This window comes from Mycobacterium sp. Panama NTM2 (genome assembly GCF_054355555.1).
The window spans coordinates 313,543-333,258 of record NZ_CM135953.1; the positions used below are offsets into that span (position 1 = coordinate 313,543).

Below are 19,716 nucleotides of genomic sequence, written 5' to 3' on the forward strand. Positions count from 1 at the left end.
ATCAGTCGGGCGAGGCGTCACCGATCGTGCGGCTGATGGCGGCCCACGGATCGGCGTATTCCCCCGGTCGACCGTAGTAGGCCGATCGGCGAGCCAGGAGCACACGGACGACGGGGGCCACCAGGCGCAGGAGGTGCCGTGTGGGGCCGGCGTTTCGGCGGGCCTCGGCGAGCATGTCCTCCCAGGTGTGGTGCTGGAAACCGAGGGCCTGTTGCGCGCGGGAGGTGTCCATCCAGTCGGTGACGAACCAGTCGTCGTCGCGCTCGGGGTTCCCTCTGCGTCCCTGCGGGAGACCGCCGACGAGGCCGCGGGCGGCGGCCAGCGCAGCCCCGACCTCCCCTTGCACCCGGCGATGCGAGTCGTCGCCGGCGATGAGCAGGATCTCGCCGACGACGTCGGCGGTGGTGGCGGCGGCGAACGCCCAGGCGACGTCGCGGACGTCGACGGTGTGTATGCGGCCGTCGATGGGCAGGCAGCTCTCGAAGTAGAGCGCGTCGGCGCTGAAGGGGATGGCGCCGGGGTCGACACTGAGGACACCGCCCAGCCGCAGAACCACCCAATCCAGGCTGGAGGCTCGCACGATCGACTCCGCCTCGGCCTTGTGGGCGCTGTAGAGGTCGGCATGACGCAACGGCATGTCCGCCGTCACCGGTCCGTCCGCTCGGTGCGGGTTACGCGAGCCGTAGACCGCGTTGCTGGATGCCTGCACGAATCGCGGTGGTGCCGGCAGAGATTCAGCGATTTCGACCAGGGCGCGCGTGGCGTCGACATTGACCCGCCGGGCCAGCGTCCTGGTGCGGTAGATGCCCGGCGGGATGATCGCCGCCAGGTGGATGATGACCTCCGGCGCCACCTCGGCGACGACGCGCGCCGTCTGGTGTCGATCCGTCAGGTCGACCCATACCGCGCTCACGTTGTCGGGCAGGGTCGCCGCAGACCCGCGGTTTGTCGGGGTGTCGAGGTCGGCGACCACCACCGTGCGGCCCAGTTCCGCGAGCCGGCTCACCGTCGCCGTTCCCACCAGACCGAAACCTCCGGTCACCATCACCGTCCCTGGCACGTGGTCCTCCTCGACGTGGATGCGCTGAACCCTGATCAGCCTGATGTTCAGGCTCGCACACCGGGTCAGGCGCGTGGCGGCGCAGTCGTTCCGCGGACCACCAGTGCCGGCTCCAGCACGACGTCTCTGCTGCCGCCGACAGGGCCGTCGACGAGCATCTCGACTGCCAATTCGACGGATCGGCAGGCGATCTCGGGTGCATCCTGGTGGATCGTGGTCAGATCGATCCGTGGGTTGTCGGAGAGCCGGGTGTCGTCGTACCCGACGAGTGAAACGTGCTCGGGCACCGCGATTCCCGATCGCGTGAACACATCGAGAACGCCCAGGGCGCAGCGATCGTTGCCCGCCAGTACCGCGGTCGGGAGTTCGTCTGCGGTCAGCATCGTCCGCGCCGCCGCAGCGCCCGCTTCTTCGTTGTGGGCGCCCGCGATGACGGTGATCTCGCCGGTCAGGCCGTGCGCGCGCATCGCCGACCGGTAGGCCCGGGCGCGGTCGGCCGAACCCGGATCCGTGCCGCCGTCGACGTGGTGGATGCGGCGATGGCCCAGGCCCACCAGGTAGTCGACCGCCTGTCGGATCCCTTTGGCGTCGTTGGTCCGCACCGTGGCCAGTGGGGTGTCGGGCGCCAGGCCCGGCAGCCTGCGACAGGCCACCACGACGGGTACTCGCTCGGCGAGCCGCAGCAGGTCGGATCGATCGGAATGCGGCCCGAGCAGGACGAGGGCGCCGCAGCGGTGACTGAGGAGCGACTCGACCACAGCCTCCTCGGTGCGGTCCGGCAGATTGGCCGACAGCAGCACCTCGTAACCGAGGCGCTCCGCGGCGGGGTAGATCGCGGTGACCACCTCGGCCTGGAACAGCTGGCGGATGTCGATCATGACGCCGAGGGTGCGGCTGCGACCCTGGGCCAACAGGCGGGCTGCGGAATCGGGTCGATAGCCGATCTCCTCGGCGACGGCCAGGACGCGTCGGCGGGTCTCGTCGCTGGCGCCCGGTTTGCCGTCGAGGACGAAGGAGACCAGCGTGCGGGACACCCCGGCACGTTCGGCGACATCGGCCATCGTGGGACGACGCCGGCGCGCGGTGCTCACAGAGCGATTCCTCCGGGCAGGGGTGACGGTTGACACGGGTACGAGACGAGCCCCATAGTAGTCCTCACGCGCGTTACTAACGCGCGTTAGTTCCGAGTTTCAGCGACCCCGCCGAGAGGATGTCCATGAGTACCATTCGCGTCGGGTCTGCACCGGACTCCTGGGGAGTGTGGTTCCCCGACGATCCGCTCCAGACGCCCTACAGCCGGTTCCTCGACGAGGTCGCCGAATCCGGCTACGAGTGGATAGAGCTCGGCCCGTACGGTTACCTACCGACCGATCCGGACGAACTCCTGACAGAGCTCGGCGCGCGAGGGCTACGGCTCTCTGCGGGAACGGTGTTCGAACACCTTCACCGCGATGACGCCTGGGCAGCGGTGTGGGGCCAGGTCGAGGACGTGGCTCGGCTGACCGCCGCGGTCGGCGGGACGCACGTGGTCGTCATCCCCGAGATGTGGCGTGATCCGTCGAGCGGCGACGTGCTCGAAGACCGCTCACTCACGGCCGAGCAGTGGAAGAAGAAGACGGAGGGCATGAACGCCCTCGGCAAGGCGATGTTCGAAACCTACGGCGTGCGAGCGCAATACCATCCGCATGCCGACTCCCATGTGGACACCGAGGAGAACGTCTACCGATTCCTCGACGGCACCGATTCCCGGCATGTGAATCTCTGCCTGGACACCGGACACATCTCCTACTGCGGCGGGGACAACATCGCGATCATCCGTCGCGCGCCCGAGCGCATCGGGTACCTGCACCTCAAGCAGGTGGACCCGCAGGTGTGCGCCACGGTCGACGCCGACGATCTGCCGTTCGGCGAGGCCGTGAGGCGCGGCGCCATGATCGAACCCCCGATGGGGATTCCGGACATGCCGCCGCTGCTGGCCGAGATCGAACGTCTCGGCATCGACGTGTTCGCGATCGTCGAGCAGGACATGTACCCCTGCGACGTCGACGCACCGCTTCCCATCGCCCGTCGCACCCGCGCCTACCTCGGGTCCTGCGGCGTTCCCGCTGTCACGTTCCGTTAGGAGTCCAGTCATGTCCGATCTGCGCGTTGCCGTCCTGGGAGTCGGCGTGATGGGCGCCGATCACGTCGCCCGCATCCAGGCCCGGATCTCCGGCGCCCGCGTCGCCGTGGTCAACGACTACGTCACCGAGAAGGCCGAACAGATCGCCGCCGGCATCCCCGACTGCCGCGCGATCGCCGATCCCCTCGATGCGATCGCCGAGCCCGACGTCGACGCTGTCCTGCTCGCAACCCCGGGGCCGACCCACGAGAAGCAGCTTCTCGCCTGCCTCGAGCACCGCAAGCCCGTCCTGTGCGAAAAGCCGCTCACCACCGATGTCGACACCTCGTTGGCGGTGGTGCGCCGCGAAGCGGAGCTCGGAATGCGGCTCATCCAGGTCGGATTCATGCGGCGCTTCGACCACGAGTACGTCGAACTCAAAGCGCTCATCGACAGCGGCGATCTCGGCAACCCCCTTCTGCTGCACTGCGTGCACCGCAACCCCAGCGTCCCCGATCATTTCGACTCGGCGATGACGGTGCGCGATTCCCTCGTCCACGAAGTCGACGTGACGCGATTCTTGTTCGGTGAGGAGGTCGCCTCGATCCAGATCGTGACACCGACGCCGAATCCCTCTGCCCGCCAGGGATTATCCGATCCGCAGATCGCGATCCTGCGGACCGCGAGCGGCAAGCACGTCGACGTCGAGCTGTTCGTCACGACCGGGGTGGCCTACGAGGTGCGCACCGAGCTGGTCGCCGAGAAGGGAAGCGCGATGATCGGTCTCGACGTCGGCCTCGTGCACAGAAGTGCACCCGGCACCTGGGGTGGTGACATCACACCCGGCTTCCGTGAGCGCTTCGGCCGCGCGTACGACGCCGAGATCCAACGATGGGTCGATGCCGTCCGTACCGGGGCGACCACCGGCACGTACACCGACGGCCCCGGGGCGTGGGACGGCTACGCCGCGACCGCGGTCTGCGAAGCCGGGGTGCAGGCCCTGCGGTCAGGCCAACCTGTCGCGGTGAGCATGGTCGACCGCGCCTCGATCCCCGGAGCGTGACAGCGTGAAGATCGCCCTCGACCCCACGCCGTTTCACCACGACCACCCGCTGCTCGACATTCCGGCTCTGGTCGCCGAATTGGGCTTCGAGTATTTGCAATTGACCCCACACCGGGATTTCATCCCGTTCTACAACCACCCGCGCGCCGACGACGCGTTGGTGGCCCGGTTCCGCAGGGCCTGTGCCGCCGCCGGGGTGGGTATCGCGTCGGTCCTTCCGGTGTTGCGGTGGTCGGGTCCTGACGAGGACGCCCGAGAGGCCGCTGTGCGGAACTGGAAACGCGTCGTGCAGATCACCGTCGATCTCGGGGTCGACGTCATCAACACCGAGTTCTCGGGCAGACCCGAGAAAGCCGAAGAATCCGAGCGGGCCTTCTTCCGGTCGATGGAGGAGCTGCTGCCGCTCTTCGAGCGCGAGGGTATCGACGTCCGGATCGATCCCCATCCGGACGACTTCGTGGAGGACGGCCTCGAGGCGGTGCGCATCATCCGCGGCGTGAACTCGCCGCACATCGGGATGGTCTACGTCGCCTGCCACTCCTTTCACATGGGGGTCTACGCGGGCTCGAACATGGCGGAGATCATGTCGGCAGCAGGTGATCTGCTGCGACTGGTACACGTCGCCGACACCATGGACCACCACCGCTCCCACGGTTTGCGCTACATCACCAATCCGCCCGGCAATCCCGTCCGGGTGCATCAGCACCTCAAGATCGGTGACGGCGACGTGGACTGGCACGAGTTCTTCGGCGGACTCGCCCGTCTCGGCTTCTACGACCGGGACGACACCGTGATGGTGTCGAGCGTGTTCGCCGAAGACGAGACCGCTCACGAGGTGTCGCGTTTCCAACTGAAGACGATGACGGACTACGTGGCCAAATATCGCTAGGATCGCCAGTGTTGAGAACAAGCGAAAGCACAATGCTGCTGAGCGGCGTCGCCGGCTGTGCGACGCCGCCATCGAGTTGCTCGCCACCGAGGGACCACGCGGACTGAGCCATCTCAAGGTCGACCGGCAGGCCGGCGTTTCCGACGGCACCACGTCCTTCTACTACCGCACCCGCGCTGCGCTGCTGCACGGCGTCGCCGACCAGCTGGTGCGCTACGACGCAGAGACATTCACCGAGGTGTTCAAGGACGCGCCGAACGGCAGCGGAGAGGTCATCACGGGAATGCTCGCCGACCAGATCCTCGCCGTCAGGTGCGAGCCGCAGCTGTCACGGACGCGCGCCCGTCTGGAACTGACCATGTCGGCGCGGCGCGACCCCGGCATCGCGTCCGGCTTCCGGCAGATCTCCGAGAGTTACCGGGCGCTGGCCGAGCGTTTGGTGATCGCTTTGCATCACGACAACGGCACCGACATGGATCGCACGCTGTGCGACGAGCAGACCTCGGTGTTGATGGCCTATCTCGGTGGTCAGATGTTCGCTCTGGCCAATGATTCTCCCGACGTGCTCACCCGGGACGACATCGAACGGCAGATCCGTGCCGTCATCACCGGTGTCGCCGTCGAACGGTCGGCCCGTCAGACAAGCGGTTGATGTCGACTGCGTGACATCCGTGGATGTCTGCACCGTGTGGATCGGTATGCCGGTAGTCCGCGCCAGGTCGGGCCCCACCACCTCAGACGTCGTCGAGGCGATCGGGCACCGTGGGATCGTGCGCAGGTAGGAATAGACCGGCCGCCCTGAGCCGCTCCTGTAACCGGCGCACCCGGCGCATGTCGGAATGGATTCCCGCCGTGGGTGCGGACGGATCCATGCCGGCCGCGGTGAACGAGGTGTCGCCGGTGAACCAGATGTCGATGTCATCGGTTCGCAGTCGTACCGTCACTGACCCCGGCGTGTGGCCGGGTGTGTGAATGGCGGTGAGAGCACCGTCGCGAGTGAGGTGCACCGCAGTCCCCAGATCAGTTGATGTGCCGCTGATGTCGACGTGCCGGATCTTGGTCGATGAGTTGCGCCAGCGCCAATGAAGAGCCCCGATACGCCGCGCTGCGTCATCCTCGGCTCTCGTGGTCCAGATGTCGGCGTCGGGAAACGCGGGAACGGCGCCCGTATGGTCGATGTGTTGGTGAGTCAGAACAAGAGTGCGTACGTCGTTGGCTCGCAGGCCAATACGCGACAGGACGTGCGGCAGACTATCCGCGTGGCTCGCATCGATCCGGATGAACGATCGGATTGTCGCCCCGGTCCGCGGATCGCAGGCCCAGGACGCGGGGTCGTTGTACGACGGGTCGGCGCCTGCGTCGATCACGACGACGCCTTCGGGATGTTCGACGACGTAGCACCAGATCGGCATCGGTTCGGCGAAGCGTCGATCGGCCAGGATGGCGGCGAAGCGAAGGGCTGCGGGGGTTATTTCCGGAAGGCAACACACGGCGTGCGATCGCTTGACGGTCACGTGTCCGCACCGCAGCGCGTGCACGGCGATGCGAACACCGTCGACGCTGAATTGTGCTGTCGCGTGACCTCGCACCGGACGCCTCTCTCGTTTAACAGTGTTAATCTTGACTCGTTTGTTGAACACTGTCAATCTCTGACCATGGGACGCCCAGTCGGCCGCCACCATGGCGACCTTCGTCGTGGATTGATACGCGCGGCACTCGAGCTCGTCGCCGAATCAACGCCCGACGCAGTGACTTTGCGCGCCGTGGCGCGGCGGGCCGGTGTCTCGGCGGCCGCACCGTATCACCACTTCGAGGACAGGGACGCACTCTTCGCAGCCGTGGCGCGCGATGGTTTCGATGAGCTGACCCGGATCCAAGACGAGGTGCTTCACGGTCGCCGTTCATCCCGCCGCCGGCTGGAGACGATGGTCGAACGATATGTCTGTTTCGGAACGCAGCACCGAACTCACTACCGATTGATGTTTCGCACGGTACCGACGGAGGTCGGGGGGGTCGAGGGGGATGCACTGCGTGCAGCTGCGCTGGCCTCATTCGGCCGGCTCGTCGACGCCGTCGAGGCGGCGGCGTCATCGCCCGATGCGGCCGGCCGCGCGATCCATGTGTGGGCGTTGGCTCACGGGGCCGTCGAGGTCGGCCAGTGGGGCGAGGCGTTGACGCCGGGCACCACCGTGGAGCAGAGAGCGTCGGCGGTAGGAAAAGCGGCAGGCCTTCTCGTCTGCGCATAGGCGCCGAGGGACTGTGCGGTATGCCGTCAGACGCCGAGCAGGGATTCCAGTGGGGTGCGGGCGAAGTAGATCGCGAACCCGACCGCCACCACCCAGAGCAAAGGGCTGATCTCGCGTGCTTTGCCCGCGGCGGCCCGCATCACCACCCAGGAAATGAACCCGACACCGATGCCGTTGGCGATGGAGTAGCTGAAGGGCATCACGGCGACGGTCAGCACGACCGGGAGCGCAACCGAGAACTCCGAGAGTTCGATGTGGCGCAGATGCGAGACCATCATCGCCCCGACGATCACCAGCGCTGCCGCGGCCACCTCCGTCGGCACGATCGACGCCAACGGTGAGACGAACATGGCGGCGAGGAACAGCACACCGGTGACGAGGTTGGCCAGACCGGTGCGGGCGCCCTCCTCGATGCCTGCACCGGACTCGATGAACACCGTGTTCGACGACGACGACGTCGCACCGCCGACCACCGCACCGGCACCTTCGACGACCAGCGCTGCGCGCAGACGGGGGAAGTTACCCTGCGCGTCGGACAACCCGGCCTCCCGGGACAGGCCGGTCATCGTGCCCATCGCGTCGAAGAAGTTCGCGAACACCAGCGTGAAGATCAGGATCACCGCGGCGATCACGCCGATACGGCTGAAGCTGTTCAGGCTGAAGTCGCCGACGAGCCCGAGATCGGGCAGCGCGAACGGAGATCCGGACAGCGTCGGTACCGACAGCGACCACCCGCCCGGCTTCTCGGTGGCCGAGCCGAGGTGCCAGATGGCTTCGATGACGACGGCGACGACGGTGCCGGCCACGAGGCCGATCAGGATGCCGCCGCGCACCCGGCGGGAGACCAGGATGCCCGTCAGCAGCAGCGTGAAGATGAACACCAGCGTCGGCACGGTTGTCAGTGATCCGAGCCCGCCGGTACCCAAACCGACTGGGGGAGAGGCCAACTTGGTGGATGAGATGAAGCCGGAGTCGACCAGTCCGATGAACAGGATGAACAGGCCGATACCCGCCGTGATCGCCAGTTTGAGCGGCATCGGCACCGCGTCGAAGATGAGGCGGCGCAGCCCGGTGACGGCGAGCAGCACGATGATCACACCGTTGATGACCACCAGACCCATCGCTTCGGCCCAGGTCAATTGACCGACGACCGTGGTGGCCAGGAACGAGTTGATGCCCAGCCCCGCGGCGAAGGCGAACGGCAGACGCGCGATCAAGCCGAACAGGATCGTCATCGTGCCGGCGGCCAGCGCGGTGGTGGCCGACACCTGCGCGAAGTTCAGTGACTGCCCGCTGACGTCCTTCGGGCTCGACAGGATGATCGGGTTCAGCACGATGATGTAGGCCATCGCGATGAACGTGACCACGCCGCCACGTATTTCGGTGCCCACCGTCGACTGGCGGGCCGTGATCTCGAAGAAGCGGTCCACTCGGTTCATCGGCGGCTCAGTACTGAGACGACGGTGCCGGTGCTGGCGGCGGTGCCACCGGCATGCACAGACCCGTCTGCAGGTCGAGTGCTTTGCCCGGGAGACAGAACGGCGTGCAGCCATAGATCACGCCGGTTTGGCCCGGTGGGCACGAGCCGGGAGGTTGCGCGACGGCGCTCGGGGCCGCGGAGAGGGCGACGATTCGTGCGGCGAGAGCAGCGGCGATCACCGCCACTCCCAGAACCTGTTGCCTTCCAACCATTGTCGTCCCCTCTCACCGTGGCATGCCGGTAGCGACACGAGGTCCCGGCTTGTCGGTCCGGCCGTCGAGCACGAGTTCTGCGACCCGAGCCCGATGATCTTCTGCGCTGCCCAACAGTGCGGCGTCGGTGTATGCCCGCTTGTAGTACAGATGGGCCTGATGCTCCCAGGTGAACCCGATACCTCCGTGCACTTGGATGGTGTCGTTTGCAATTCGCGTCAGGGCAGCCGAGCACACCGCCTGGGCGATGCTGACCGCCAACGCCGGATCGTCGGTGCCGTGGGTCAGCGCCCAGATCGCGTGGTAGGCGGTCGAGCGGGCGTGTTCGACAGCGACCAGTGCGTCGGCCAGGCGGTGCTTGACCGCCTGGAACGAGCCGATCGGGCGACCGAACTGCAGCCGGCTCCGTGCGTAGTCGACGCTGAGATCGAGCAGATGCTGTGCCGCCCCGACCTGTTCGACAGCGAGCAGAGCCGAGCCGACGTGCAGCGCATGGTCGATGACGCGGTCCGCGTCCTGTGGTCCTGCGATCAGCCGTGCGGACGCGTCGGACAGTGTCACGGTGGCTTGTGGGCGGGTGGGATCCAGCGTCATCAGCGGAACTCGCTGCACCGCAGGAGAATCCGTGTCGACGGCGAACAGGGCCATGCCCTCGGGGCCATCGGCGGCGATGAGCAGCACGTCGGCGGAGCCGGCATCGACCACCCGCTCGACCGTGCCGGTCAGGCACCACTCGTCGCCGGCGTTCGCTGCTGTCACCTCGCCGATGGCGAACGCCGCGGTCTTCGTGCCCTCGGCGAGGGCATCGAGCAGCTCACCCGGAGCGGACGCCGCGACGAGCGCCGGGATCGCCAGATACACGGTGCCGAACAGCGGCCCCGGCGCGAGCGCCGCGCCGAGCTCTTCGATGGCGACCGCCTGGTCGATCAGCGTGCCGCCCACACCGCCGGCGGACTCGGGCACCGCCAATCCGAGGACGCCCAGCTCGGTGCCCAGCCGTGCCCACACGTCCCGGTCGTACGGCGGATCGGCTTCCATGGCCGCGCGGACCGCGCGCTCGTCGACGTGATCGGCGCAGAACTTCCGCACCGCCGCGCGCAACTGCTGTTGCTCGTCGGTGAACACGAACTCATCGCCCGCAAGCTCCTCAGCTGTGCCTTTGGGCTGATCCGCAAGCTCCTCAGCTGTGCCTTTGGGCTGATCCGCAAGCTCCTCAGCCACGCGGAACCTCCTTCCACGCCATCCCCGCATCCGCCCGCAGATCACCCGGCAGGCCGAGCACCCGCTCGCCCAGAATGTTGCGCATCACCTCTGACGTGCCGCCTTCGATCGTGTTGGCCCTGCTGCGCAGAAACCGCTGCTGGATGGGTCCGCGGTAGTCGTCGGGATCGCCGTCACCGGCGCCGTACCCGTCGTAGAGCAGCCCTTCCGGGCCCAGGAAGTCCATGCAGAACTCGTAGATGTGTTGATTCAGCTCGGCACCGACCAGCTTGCCGATCGACCCCTCCGGGCCCGGCCCGCCGACCGTGGCCGAAGCACGGGACCGCTCGGAGGTCAGCCGCTGGGCCTCGGCACGCAACCAGAGGCTGGTGAGGCGGTCGCGCAGCACCGCGGTCTGGCGGTCCGGCCGCGAGGACCACAACGCCACCGCATCGGCGATCGTTCCGGCGCCGCGCCGGCTGCCGCTGGCGCCCAGAGCGCTGCGTTCGTTCATCAGCGTCGTCATCGCCACGCGCCAGCCGTCCCCGACCCCACCCAGCCGGTGGGTGTCGGGAATCCGGGCGTCGCTGAAGTAGACCTCGTTGAATTCGGCGTGGCCGGTCATCTGACGCAACGGGCGTGTCTCGACGCCGGGGCCGTGCATGTCGATGACGAAGTACGTCAAACCCTTGTGCTTGGGCGCATCCGGGTCGGTCCGGGCGAGCAACAGTCCCCAGCGCGCCCGGTGAGCCAGACTGGTCCACACTTTCTGGCCGTTGACCACCCAGGCGTCCCCATCGGGCACGGCTGAGGTCGCCAGTCCGGCGAGGTCGGAGCCCGCACCCGGCTCGGAGAACAGCTGACACCAGATGTGCTCGGTGGTGGCCAGCGGTCGCAGCAACTCGCGGCGGACATCGTCGGTTTGCGCGTGTTCCCGGATGGTGGGTGCGGCCATGCCGTAGCCCATGGGATTGAGGCCGAGGGGGACCGGCCCACCGGCACCCTGCAGAATTCGATCGGCGACGGCCTGCAGGCCGCGCGAAGCACCCAGCCCGCCGAAGCCTTCGGGGAAATGTACCCAGGACAGTCCCGCGTCGTAGCACGCTCCGAGGAATTCCGGTATCGGTACCGAGTGCGGATCGTGCTCAGACACCACGCGGTGCGCGGCCTCGGCTACCCGGTCAGCGTCGACGGCAGTGCCCATACGAGCACCTTAACCGGCGACCGTGGTTCGTCTAGCCGGCAGTGAGCGCCGGGCGATCGAACTCGGACCGGTGATGGCGCTGCAGGAGGTAACGGAGCCACCGAACATCAAGTAACACAGTGATCCTTACGCAGTCTTGGTGAGAAGGGGGAGCAGCTGCCGACGCGCGACCATCGCATCGGCGAAGTGATTGAGGGCCTCGGGAACGGAGCCGGCCGCGTCGAACTCGATGTCGTGGGCACGCAGTGTCTGCTCGACCGCGCGGCTGGCCACCAGGGACCATTCCACGCCGGCCGCGCTGCACGCGTCGTCCACGGCGAAAAGAAGCGAAAGAGCCTCGGCGTCACAGGAAGTGACGGCGCTCAGGTCGAGCACGAACGGCTTCTCCGCGAGGACGAAGCGGCGCGTGTACTCGGTGGCGCGGGCGATATCGCAGTCGCCGAGCGCACCCGTGATCGTGACCACGGTGGCCAACTGGCGGCAGTGCGCACGAATCTCGGCGCCACCGCAATTGAACGTCGGATTGCCGTACATCGCCGCCTCCCTCGATCATGTGCTGAACCGGGTCCGTCGTCGAACCCGACACGATTGAAGGTAGTGAGCCAATTTAAGGCCGTGGGGTGTAACCACTAATACTTCGTTAAGAACTGCTTTCAGAGCGGCCAGCAAACTCATCGGTAACTTTCACCCGCGGCGTTGCTGCTGGGAGCCGGTGTATCCGACCCACGGGTTGTAGTCGGCCAGCAGGTCCTCCTGCTCGGGCCGGACCGGCTCGGGCACGTGCTCGAGGTTGATGCGGATGCGGTACCAGATCGAGCTCGGGCCGCGCATTCCGTCCACGAGAACGTCTGTCGGCGAGAGCTTTTCGGCCGCGTCGGGATGCATCTGCTGCCACTGAGCCAGTGCGGCCATCGCCTCGTCCTTGGTCTTGGTCCTGGCGATCTCGATCAGAGGTTTCGTCGAGTGTCGGCGGCCGTCGGTGACGCGGTGCGTCCCGCGGGGCGCCTTCTCCGCCGGGCCAAGTCGCTCGGCCAACTCCAGCAGGGACTCAAGCCCGCCGGGGGTGTCGTCCATCCCTTCCCAGGGATCGCCGTGCTCGGCGACCCGGTCCGGCACCGTCGCGATCGTGAACTCCTCCGGGCGGCAGCCGGCCACCTCGTCCCAGAACAAGGGCGTCGACACCCGGGCGTCCGGGGTGGCGCGCACCGAGTACGCCGAGGCCACCGTGCGGTCCTTCGCGTTCTGGTTGAAGTCGACGAAGACGCCCTGGCGTTCTTCTTTCCACCACCGCGCTGTCGCGGACTCCGGAGCGCGCCGCTCCACCTCGCGGGCGACGGCCTGGGCCGCCAGCCGCACCTGTGTGAAGGGCCAGCGCCGGTGGATGCGCGCGTAGATGTGGAAGCCGCGAGATCCGGACGTCTTCGGCCATGCCACCAAGCCGTGGTCCTCGAGCACTTCGCGGGCCACGAACGCCACGTCGAGGATCTGCCGCCATCCGACACCCGGCATGGGGTCCAGGTCGACGCGCAGTTCGTCGGGGTGGTCGAGGTCGTCGGCCCGCACCGGGTGCGGATTGAGGTCGACGCAGCCGAGGTTCACCGCCCAGATCAGACCGGCGGGGCTGGTCAGCACCGCCTCTTTCGCCGACGTCCCTGACGCGTACTTGAGCTCGGCGACGTCGATGAAGTCGGGGCGCTTCTGCGGAGCTCGCTTCTGGAACACCGCCTCCTCGGTGATGCCCTTGACGAACCGTTTGAGGATCATCGGTCGGTCGGTGACGCCCCGCAGCGCGCCGTCGGCCACGGCCGCGTAGTAGTCCATCAACGCGCCTTTGGTCACTCCCAGGTCCGGGAAGACGATCTTGTCCGGATTCGTGATCGGCACCTGCTGCCCGCCGATCTCGAAAGACTCCCGAGCAGCCATTCCTTCATCGTAGGTTCCAGACCGGTGTGCGAGGTGCGTCACATAAAGTTGACCCATGTCCACGCTCACCGACCTGGCCGCCCAGGCGCTCGGCAAAATCACTCAGTCCGCGGAGATCTACTGGGACCGCGGCACCGCGGAGCTGCACTACGCCCGCAAGATGTTCGAGGCGGGTGCGCTGAAACTCGAACCGCCACAGGACATCGCCGCATTCCTGGCCGACATCCGGCGCTGGGGCGAGATCGGCATGATCCCTGCGCTCAACGCCCGCCGCACCCCGAACGCCGTCGCGGTGATCGACGACTTCGGTGAGATGACGTTCAAAGAACTCGACGACGCGGCAAACGCCGTCGCCAACGGACTGCTCGCCAAGGGCGTCAAAGGGGGCGACGGCGTCGCGATCCTGGCCCGCAACCACCGCTGGTTCCTGGTGTCGTGGTTCGGCGTGGCGAAGACGGGCGCGCGCATCATCCTGCTCAACAGTGAGTTCTCCGGGCCGCAGATCAAGGAGGTGTCCGAGCGCGAGGGTGCCAAGCTGGTCATCTACGACGACGAGTACACCGCCGCGGTCTCGCAGGCCGAACCCGCGCTCGGGAAGCTGCGCGCCCTCGGCGTGAACCCGGACAAGGACGAGCCGTCCGGCAGCACCGACGAGACCCTCGAGGAATTGATCGCCCGCACGGGATCGACACCACCGCCGAAGGTCACCAAGCACTCGTCGATCATCATCCTGACCAGCGGCACCACCGGAACGCCGAAGGGCGCCAACCGCAGTGCTCCGCCGTCGTTGGCACCCATCGGCGGCGTCCTGTCCTCGGTTCCCTTCAAGGGCGGGGAGGTCACGTCGCTGCCCGCCCCGATGTTCCACGCGCTGGGCTTCCTGCACGCGACGGTCGCGATGATGCTCGGCACCACGCTGGTGCTGCGCAGGCGTTTCAAGCCGGCTACCGTGCTCGCCGACATCGAGAAGCACAAGGCCACCGCTGTCGTCGTGGTGCCGGTGATGCTGTCCCGCATGCTCGACGAGCTCGACAAGACCTCCCCGAAACCCGATCTGTCATCGCTGCGCATCGTGTTCGTGTCCGGCTCGCAGCTCGGCGCCGAACTCGCCACCCGCGCGCTGAAGGCGCTGGGCCCGGTCATCTACAACCTGTACGGATCGACCGAGGTGTCGTTTGCGACCATCGCTGGGCCGCAACATCTTTCGAAGAATCCGTCGACGGTCGGCCCCGTCGTCAAGGGCATGAAGGTCAAGATCTTCGACGACAACGGCAACGAGCTGCCGCAGGGCGAGGTCGGCCGCATCTTCGTGGGCAGCTTCTTCCCGTTCGAGGGGTACACCGGCGGCGGCGGCAAGCAGATCATCGACGGGCTGTTGTCCTCGGGCGACGTCGGCTACTTCGACGAGGACGGCTTGCTCTACGTCAGCGGGCGCGACGACGAGATGATCGTCTCGGGCGGGGAGAACGTGTTCCCCGCCGAGGTCGAGGATCTCGTCAGTGGTCATCCCGAGGTGGTCGAGGCCACCGCGCTCGGGGTGGAGGACAAGGAGTGGGGCCATCGGCTGCGGTGTTTCGTCGTCAAGGCCGAAGGTGCCTCGATCGACGAGGACGCGATCAAGGCCTATGTGAAGGAGAACCTGGCCCGGTACAAGGTGCCGCGCGAGGTCATCTTCCTGGACGAACTGCCGCGCAACCCGACGGGCAAGATCCTCAAGCGCGAGCTGCGGGAGATGGACGTCGACTGATCGGCGGAATAGTGGGCGCTCCGCGGTGGTAGTACCCCTGCGTGAACATCGACCTGACTGGTAAGACCGCACTCGTCACCGGCTCGACTCAGGGCATCGGGTTGGCCATCGCCGGGGGGCTCGCGGCTGCGGGCGCACGTGTGGTGGTCAACGGCAGAAGCAGGGACCGCGTCGACGCGGCGGTTGCCGGCATCGGCGGTGACGTCGTCGGTGTCGCGGCTGATGTCGCCGACGCCGACGGTGTCCAGGCCCTGGTCGACGAGGTGCCCGGTGTCGACATCCTGGTCAACAACCTCGGGATCTTCGGAGCGGTCCCGGCGCGGGAGATCACCGACGAGCAATGGCGGACCTACTTCGAGGTCAATGTGCTGGCCGCCGCGCGGCTGATCCGGCTCTACCTGCCCGGCATGGTGGACCGCGGCTGGGGCCGGGTGCTGCAGATCGCCAGCGACTCGGCGATCGTCACGCCGGCCGAGATGATCCACTACGGCGTGTCCAAGACGGCACTGCTGGCGCTCTCGCGCGGATTCGCCAAGGACGCGGCCGGTACCGGGGTGACGGTCAATTCGGTGATCGCCGGGCCGACGCACACCGCCGGGGTCGAGGACTTCGTCTACCAACTCGTCGACAAGTCCCTGCCGTGGGACGAGGCGCAGCGGGAATTCATGCGGCTGCACCGCCCGCAATCACTGATCCAGCGGCTCATCGAACCCGAGGAGATCGCCAACATGGTGGTCTATCTCGCCTCGCCGCTGGCGTCGGCGACCACCGGCGGTGCGCTGCGGGTCGACGGCGGCTACGTCGACGCCATCCTGCCCTGACCGGTTACTCCACGGCTCCGGTCATGATCGCCGAGCCGGGCACCGCGAGCGTGAAGAGCATCACCAGCATCAGGAACCAGCCGGCCGCCTGCCAGGCCGCCCATCCGCGCTCGGCCTTCCACTCCCGGTAGGTGCGGACGAACGCGCCCACTCCGCCGAGGAACAGGAACAGCGGCACCAGCGATGCGGCGTACACGGAGTCGCGTGCGCCGAAGGCGTAGAACGCGAACGCCAGCGCGGCCACGGCGACGACGACGGCGGTGTAGGTGACCGCCGCGCGCGCCGTGCCCGGCTTGTCGAGCCGTTTCTCGGCGAAGTCCCGGTCGTTGCTCATGTCGGTGGGGTTCCCGGCCGGGCAGCCGGAAAACGCCGGGCCTACGGATCGCGGGGCAGCCCGAGCAGGCGCTCGGCGATGATGTTGAGCTGCACCTCGGAAGTACCGCCGTAGATCGTCGTCGCGCGTCCGGCCAGCAGGTATTCGGCCCACTTGCCCGACAGCTGGCCCTTGTCGCCGATCGCGGCGTCGGTGCCGAACGAGGACACCCCGAACTCCGCGTACCCCTGGCCGGTCTTCATCGACAGCAGCTTCGAGATCGCAGCGGCCGGCATCGGATCGCCACCGGCCAGGGTCAGCAGCGTCGAGCGCATGTTGAGCAGCTTGGCCGCGTGGCCCTCGGCGATCAGGCGGCCCGCCTCGTTCTGCTCGATCTGGTCGAAATGGCCGTCACGGACGAACTCGACGAACTGGTCGAGACTGGCGAGGAACGGGGGTTCGCTGCTGCCGATCGAGACGCGCTCGTTGGTCAGCGTGTTGCGGCTGACCTCCCAGCCGCGGTCGACCTCGCCGAGCACCATGTCGTCGGGCACGAACACATCGTCGATGAACACCGTGTTGAACATCGCGTTGCCCGTCAGCTCTCGCAGCGGCTTGACCTCCACGCCTTCGGATTTCATGTCGAGCAGGAAGTACGTGATGCCTTGGTGTTTCGGAGCGCTCGGATCGGTGCGCGCCAGCAGTGCACCCCACGCGGAGAACTGCGCCCCGGTGGTCCAGATCTTCTGACCGGTGATGCGCCAGCCGCCGTCCACCTTGGTGGCCTTGGTGGTGAGGCTCGCCAGGTCCGAACCGGCGCCCGGCTCGGAAAACAGTTGACACCAGATCATCTCGCCGCGGAACGTGGGCGGGAGGAAGCGTTGCTGCTGGGCCTCCGTGCCGTACGCGACGATCGACGGGATGATCCAGGCCGCGATCCCCATCTGCGGTCGCTTGACCCGACCGGTGGAGAACTCCTGGGCGATGATGATCTGCTCGATCGGGTTGGACGCCCGGCCCCACGGCTTGGGCAGATGCGGCTGGACCCAGCCGCCCTCGGCGATCGCGGTGTTGCGCTCCGTTCCGCTCGGAATCGCCTTCAGCGCAGCCACTTCGGCGCGTATTTCTTCGCGCAGCTTCTGGGTGTCCGGGTCGAGGTCGATGTCGATCGAGCGCATCCCCGTCGTCGTCGCGCGGCGGCGGGCACTGCACGCACCTCGCCGCGGACCACCAGGCCGCTGCCCTGCCGGGTGGCGGTAAGACCCGAGTCGATGGCGTAGGCGGCGATCACCTCGCCGGCGGCGAGGCCGCCGAGCACCTCGGCCTTGGGGTCGTGCGCGGCGATGAGTGCGCTCGCGATGGCCGACGGCACGAAGGGGCCGGGAACGGCGCCGTAGCCGAACTCGGCCGCGACGATCGCCAGTTCGAGGATGCCGAAGCCCTGTCCGCCGACGTCTTCGGAGAGGTGGACGCCCTGCAGGCCCTGCTCCGCGGCGGCACGCCAGAAGGACGGCGGGTTCGCGATCGGGGTTTCCAGCGCTTCGTGCAATGCCTCCGAAGGCGCGACGCGCGCGACGAAGGACCGCACCGAATCGGCCAGGTCGTTGTGTTCTTCGAGAATGGCGATGGGCATGGGGAGAACCCTCCGTTGGGCTGGCTAACCGGTTGGTTGGGTCGAGGTTACCCCGGGACCTGGTTCACCAGGTTGGCTAGGTCCCTCCCGTCACGGAGCCGTTCGCAGTTGTCGAGGGCCACCTCGAGGTAGCGGCGCATGGTGTCCGCGGTGTACCAGGTGACGTGCGGGGTGAGTACGACATTGCGCAGCGTCAGCAGCGGATTGTCCGCCGGCACCGGTTCGCGACTCCGAAGACGTCGAGGCCGGCAGCCGCAAGGTGTCCCGATCGCAACACGTCGGCCAGTGCGGACTCGTCGACGATCGGCCCCCGAGACGTGTTGACCAGCACCGCGCCCGGCTTCATCGCCGCCAGCGCTTCGCGGCCGAGCAGGCCGCGCGTGGCATCGGTCAGTGGCAGGTGCAACGACACGATGTCGCTTTCGGCCAGCAGGTCGGTCAATGTGCGCCAGCCGGGCGTCCCGTCGTCGCGCGTACTGGTGTGTACGACCCGGGCGCCCATCGCCGAGACGATGCGCTCGACGCTGGTGGCCACGTTGCCGTAGCCGACCAGCCCGACGGTGCAGCCGCCGATGTCGCGCACGGTGTCGCCGAGGCCGGGGTCCGGCGGCCAGCCCCTGCCGGCACGGGTGGCGGCGTCGAGCTCGGGCAGCCTGCGCAGCGCGGCGAGCATCAGCAACAGGGTGCCCTCGGCGACCGAGGGGGCATTCGCACCCGGCATGTTGGCCACGGCGATGCCGCGTTCGGTGGCGGCGTCGACGGCGATCGTGTTCACCCCTGCTCCCAGTTTGTGCACCAGGCGCAACCTGTCGCCCAGCGCGATGTCGCGTGCCGACAGCGGCCGCAACACATGCCAGAGCACCTCGGCCTCGGGAAGCAGGCGATAGAACGTCTCGTCGTCGTCCTCCGCGCAGAACGTGACGTCGAGCCAATCGCTGTGCGGAGAAACGAAAGTCGCCACCCGCTCACCCGGGACGAAGTGCGCCAGAACCTTGATCGGCGCCACGGTGCCCGCCCCTAGTGCTGCGCGATCTCGATGTCGGAGAACAGGACTCGCACACCGCCGGTGGACACCCGCGCCATGGCCTCGAAGAACGCGGCTGCCTCAGGCGTCGTGACTGCAGCGCTCGCGGCGTCGTAGTCGGGGTAGTACAGATCGATCATCCGGTAGGCGGGTGTCGGGCTGCCGTCCTCCTTCGGCCACACGCGCGAGGTCTCCATCCGGACCCACCCCGGAATGCGTTTGGCGGCCTCCAATTGCTGTTCCGGATAGGCGGATTCGAACTCCGTCGGATCTGTCGGGTTGTCGTAGACGACCGTGATCTTGGTTTCGGGCACGGATCGAGCCTACGGGTTTCAGCGGTGCAGTGAGAGCCCGTCGACGATCTTGTCGACCACCTTGCGCTCGGCCCTCACCGCGATACCGACCAGGTCGAGCTGGTCTCTGGTCCTCGCCGACACCTGCGCCCTGTTCGTCTCGTCGTCTCCGGTGGAGAACAACACGTCCGAGAAGATGGCCGGCGTGACGCCCCGCGCGATCGCCCTGTCGAATGCGCGGTTCAACCGTGCCTGTGTCGCCGCGAACACCAACACGGGCTGACCGAACATGGGGGAATAGGGGGTGCCGTCTGCGTCGCGATAGGTCAACCCGATCGATTCGCCGGCGGTCGCCGCGATGCCACTGGCCAGGAACGCGGTGACGTTGAGCTTCTGCCATGTCGGCAAGGTGTCGAGTAGAACGACGGCGATCTTGGTCTCGTGACGGGTTCGTGCCGGTGCGATGTCGGATTCCAGAAGTTCGGTCATAGCCCTCGAAGTTAATGA

General features: G+C 67.4%; 18 protein-coding genes and 2 pseudogenes. 7 read left to right on the forward strand and 13 right to left on the reverse strand.

The annotated features are described in order from the left end of the window. Window position 1: 1 nt before the first annotated feature. Together ACXYX3_RS01525 and ACXYX3_RS01530 are read right to left on the reverse strand one after the other, a co-directional pair. Entirely contained in the window at window positions 2-1,060 is a 1,059-nt protein-coding gene (locus ACXYX3_RS01525; protein ID WP_458609870.1) for an NAD-dependent epimerase/dehydratase family protein, read from the reverse strand. A gap of 65 nt (window positions 1,061-1,125) precedes the next feature. Next, on the reverse strand, window positions 1,126-2,121 hold the full coding sequence (locus tag ACXYX3_RS01530; protein ID WP_458612266.1) for a LacI family DNA-binding transcriptional regulator: 996 nt from the start codon (window positions 2,119-2,121) through the stop codon (window positions 1,126-1,128). A gap of 155 nt (window positions 2,122-2,276) precedes the next feature. On the opposite strand from ACXYX3_RS01530, the gene ACXYX3_RS01535 reads away from it, so the two are divergent. From ACXYX3_RS01535 to ACXYX3_RS01550, 4 genes are all read left to right on the forward strand, one after another. Then, window positions 2,277-3,182, forward strand: coding sequence for a sugar phosphate isomerase/epimerase family protein (locus ACXYX3_RS01535; RefSeq protein ID WP_458609871.1), 906 nt, complete (start codon window positions 2,277-2,279; stop codon window positions 3,180-3,182). A gap of 10 nt (window positions 3,183-3,192) precedes the next feature. Next, window positions 3,193-4,224, forward strand: coding sequence for a Gfo/Idh/MocA family protein (locus ACXYX3_RS01540; protein ID WP_458609872.1), 1,032 nt, complete (start codon window positions 3,193-3,195; stop codon window positions 4,222-4,224). Window positions 4,225-4,228: 4 nt separating this feature from the next. Beyond that, on the forward strand, window positions 4,229-5,113 hold the full coding sequence (locus ACXYX3_RS01545; RefSeq protein ID WP_458609873.1) for a sugar phosphate isomerase/epimerase family protein: 885 nt from the start codon (window positions 4,229-4,231) through the stop codon (window positions 5,111-5,113). Window positions 5,114-5,189: 76 nt separating this feature from the next. Beyond that, window positions 5,190-5,765 carry a TetR/AcrR family transcriptional regulator gene (locus tag ACXYX3_RS01550; RefSeq protein ID WP_241207494.1) on the forward strand — a complete coding sequence of 192 codons (576 nt, stop codon included), beginning with the start codon at window positions 5,190-5,192 and terminating at the stop codon, window positions 5,763-5,765. 82 nt (window positions 5,766-5,847) lie between these two features. On the opposite strand, the gene ACXYX3_RS01555 is transcribed toward ACXYX3_RS01550, so the two are convergent. Continuing rightward, entirely contained in the window at window positions 5,848-6,627 is a 780-nt protein-coding gene (locus ACXYX3_RS01555; RefSeq protein WP_458609874.1) for an MBL fold metallo-hydrolase, read from the reverse strand. Here ACXYX3_RS01555 and ACXYX3_RS01560 point away from each other — a divergent pair, their 5' ends adjacent. Then, window positions 6,628-7,359 (forward strand): TetR/AcrR family transcriptional regulator, encoded by a 732-nt coding sequence (locus tag ACXYX3_RS01560; RefSeq protein WP_458609875.1) that lies wholly within the window; start codon window positions 6,628-6,630, stop codon window positions 7,357-7,359. Between the two features lie 26 nt (window positions 7,360-7,385). On the opposite strand, the gene ACXYX3_RS01565 is transcribed toward ACXYX3_RS01560, so the two are convergent. The 5 genes from ACXYX3_RS01565 to ACXYX3_RS01585 all read right to left on the reverse strand — a co-directional run bounded on the left by ACXYX3_RS01565 (window position 7,386) and on the right by ACXYX3_RS01585 (window position 13,378). Then, window positions 7,386-8,798: an NCS2 family permease gene (locus ACXYX3_RS01565; RefSeq protein ID WP_241207496.1), complete on the reverse strand. Its 1,413-nt coding sequence runs from the start codon at window positions 8,796-8,798 to the stop codon at window positions 7,386-7,388. Window positions 8,799-9,063: 265 nt separating this feature from the next. Continuing rightward, window positions 9,064-10,272 (reverse strand): acyl-CoA dehydrogenase family protein, encoded by a 1,209-nt coding sequence (locus ACXYX3_RS01570; RefSeq protein ID WP_458609876.1) that lies wholly within the window; start codon window positions 10,270-10,272, stop codon window positions 9,064-9,066. After that, a complete protein-coding gene (locus tag ACXYX3_RS01575) occupies window positions 10,265-11,455 on the reverse strand; it encodes an acyl-CoA dehydrogenase family protein (RefSeq protein WP_458609877.1) in 1,191 nt (396 codons plus the stop codon). Before ACXYX3_RS01575 ends, ACXYX3_RS01570 begins: the two co-directional genes overlap by 8 nt. A gap of 126 nt (window positions 11,456-11,581) precedes the next feature. After that, complete coding sequence (locus tag ACXYX3_RS01580) at window positions 11,582-11,989, reverse strand: STAS domain-containing protein (RefSeq protein ID WP_241207499.1); 408 nt, start codon at window positions 11,987-11,989, stop codon at window positions 11,582-11,584. Between the two features lie 150 nt (window positions 11,990-12,139). Further along, window positions 12,140-13,378 (reverse strand): DNA polymerase domain-containing protein, encoded by a 1,239-nt coding sequence (locus ACXYX3_RS01585; RefSeq protein WP_458609878.1) that lies wholly within the window; start codon window positions 13,376-13,378, stop codon window positions 12,140-12,142. Window positions 13,379-13,433: 55 nt separating this feature from the next. Here ACXYX3_RS01585 and fadD2 point away from each other — a divergent pair, with 55 nt between their 5' ends. Together fadD2 and ACXYX3_RS01595 are read left to right on the forward strand one after the other, a co-directional pair. After that, complete coding sequence (gene fadD2 / locus ACXYX3_RS01590) at window positions 13,434-15,125, forward strand: long-chain-fatty-acid--CoA ligase FadD2 (protein ID WP_458609879.1); 1,692 nt, start codon at window positions 13,434-13,436, stop codon at window positions 15,123-15,125. 41 nt (window positions 15,126-15,166) lie between these two features. Next, window positions 15,167-15,946 carry an SDR family NAD(P)-dependent oxidoreductase gene (locus tag ACXYX3_RS01595; RefSeq protein WP_458609880.1) on the forward strand — a complete coding sequence of 260 codons (780 nt, stop codon included), beginning with the start codon at window positions 15,167-15,169 and terminating at the stop codon, window positions 15,944-15,946. Between the two features lie 4 nt (window positions 15,947-15,950). Here the strand turns inward: ACXYX3_RS01595 and ACXYX3_RS01600 are convergent, their stop codons facing one another. The 5 genes and pseudogenes from ACXYX3_RS01600 to ACXYX3_RS01620 all read right to left on the reverse strand — a co-directional run bounded on the left by ACXYX3_RS01600 (window position 15,951) and on the right by ACXYX3_RS01620 (window position 19,698). Then, window positions 15,951-16,280: a hypothetical protein gene (locus tag ACXYX3_RS01600; protein WP_241207799.1), complete on the reverse strand. Its 330-nt coding sequence runs from the start codon at window positions 16,278-16,280 to the stop codon at window positions 15,951-15,953. 41 nt (window positions 16,281-16,321) lie between these two features. After that, a pseudogene (locus tag ACXYX3_RS01605) lies at window positions 16,322-17,892 on the reverse strand (acyl-CoA dehydrogenase family protein). 47 nt (window positions 17,893-17,939) lie between these two features. Continuing rightward, window positions 17,940-18,889, reverse strand: a pseudogene (locus ACXYX3_RS01610) (2-hydroxyacid dehydrogenase). 20 nt (window positions 18,890-18,909) lie between these two features. After that, a complete protein-coding gene (locus tag ACXYX3_RS01615; RefSeq protein WP_241207801.1) occupies window positions 18,910-19,230 on the reverse strand; it encodes an EthD family reductase in 321 nt (106 codons plus the stop codon). 18 nt (window positions 19,231-19,248) lie between these two features. After that, complete coding sequence (locus ACXYX3_RS01620; RefSeq protein WP_458609881.1) at window positions 19,249-19,698, reverse strand: DUF2000 family protein; 450 nt, start codon at window positions 19,696-19,698, stop codon at window positions 19,249-19,251. Window positions 19,699-19,716 lie beyond the last annotated feature (18 nt).